General features: G+C 33.3%; 2 protein-coding genes and 1 pseudogene. 1 reads left to right on the forward strand and 2 read right to left on the reverse strand.

What is annotated here, in order from left to right; translation table 11 throughout:
* Positions 1-381: 381 nt before the first annotated feature.
* Entirely contained in the window at positions 382-612 is a 231-nt protein-coding gene (locus J3U56_RS11920; RefSeq protein WP_267367924.1) for a SymE family type I addiction module toxin, read from the forward strand.
* Positions 613-720: 108 nt separating this feature from the next.
* Here J3U56_RS11920 and J3U56_RS11925 read toward each other — a convergent pair whose 3' ends face one another.
* Together J3U56_RS11925 and J3U56_RS11930 are read right to left on the reverse strand one after the other, a co-directional pair.
* Positions 721-1005 (reverse strand): hypothetical protein, encoded by a 285-nt coding sequence (locus tag J3U56_RS11925; RefSeq protein WP_065633440.1) that lies wholly within the window; start codon positions 1003-1005, stop codon positions 721-723.
* A 2-nt stretch (positions 1006-1007) separates the two neighbouring features.
* Positions 1008-1414 (reverse strand): annotated as a pseudogene (locus J3U56_RS11930) (hypothetical protein); the annotation flags it as partial.

Genomic DNA, 1414 nt, shown 5'->3' on the forward strand with positions numbered 1-1414 from the left:
TCTTTTTTATTATAACCGGCTGGCATTGATGGCATGCCAATGGTGCTGACGCCAACACTGCTGCTACTGACTTTATAATCCGCTTTATTTTCGCTATGATTTTGATTAGTGGATAGTTGAAAAAGCGAGGAACTAAAGCCACGGGACGAGCTTAAGCTTAAGTTTTAGGTGGTCAAGCAGATGAACCCGGACGAACAGAAGTCAGTTAAAGAGATTTTAGACGCTATGATTTTAAAGCATCAGGCTAAGCAGTTGATTGGTTGATTAAAACAGGGCGAGCTAAACAAGAGAAGTAACACAACACAGTAAATAATAGCGCAGATTAACGATGAGCCACCACAGCTCACCAGCTAACCACAACTAACTTCAAAGAAGTTAACTATGGCTAAGATACATTCTAAGCTAAAATCAGCTACAGGCAAAGAGCCTGCATCGCAACCCAACGAACGGTTTTATACCGTCGGTTACGTGCCACAAGGCACAAAACCCAACCCCAGACCACAACTAACAATTAAAGGCAGGTGGCTGGAGCAATTTGGTTTTTATGTCGGCTGCCCTGTTATTATTAAGATTGAACAAGGCAAGTTGATTATTGAATTTGCAATTCATTGACTATTAGTTATATAGATAACATATAATAATCCAATCTTTTTATGGTGTTTTCTTGTGCATAGTTGAACACATTGAAATAAAAGATTAAACGCTACTGAAAATCTAGTTTTATTGATCTAATTTATCCGCTATATATCTTAAAAGATAAGATAATTTTCTCAAATCTCCATTTATAATAATATCTTTCTCAATTGAATTTAATAAAAAATCATAATCTTCACTTAGTTGTCCCATATCAAATTGATTTGGTTTGTTATAAGGGTCATATAGTAAATCTGATGGAATATTCCAATAAAAATCATCATCAAGAGATATTTTATGAATGCCATCTTTTTTCAATTTATCAATAATTAAATTAAATATAATTTCAATCTTATTTAAATCAATACCCATAACTAATCTTTTCCTTTTTTTATTTTATCTATATTCTTTTTAAAAGTATTTATTTCATGTTCTAAATGTTTAATTCTACTATTTATAATATTTTGCCTAACTTCATCATTTGGAGCATTTTTTAAAAAGTCTTTATTATCAAAAGAATACGGATCTTTTATGTATTCCTTTAATTTCTTTTCATGCAACTGTATTTGTTCTTCAAGTGCCTTTATAGCTCTTTTTTCACTGGCACTTAAAGCTTTTTCTGAATTAACATTTCCCTTTCCAGCACCACTATTTCTTACAACCGTAGTTTCAACCGTCGTTCCATGGCTGGCAGCTTGATTCATGAGTTGATTACCTGTGGCGATATCACCGGAATGATAAGCCTTTTCAGCTTCTTTCACTAATGCTTGCCCAGCTTTAG

Origin of the sequence: Gilliamella sp. B2824 (assembly GCF_026536245.1) — a bacterium.
Taxonomy (GTDB): domain Bacteria; phylum Pseudomonadota; class Gammaproteobacteria; order Enterobacterales; family Orbaceae; genus Gilliamella.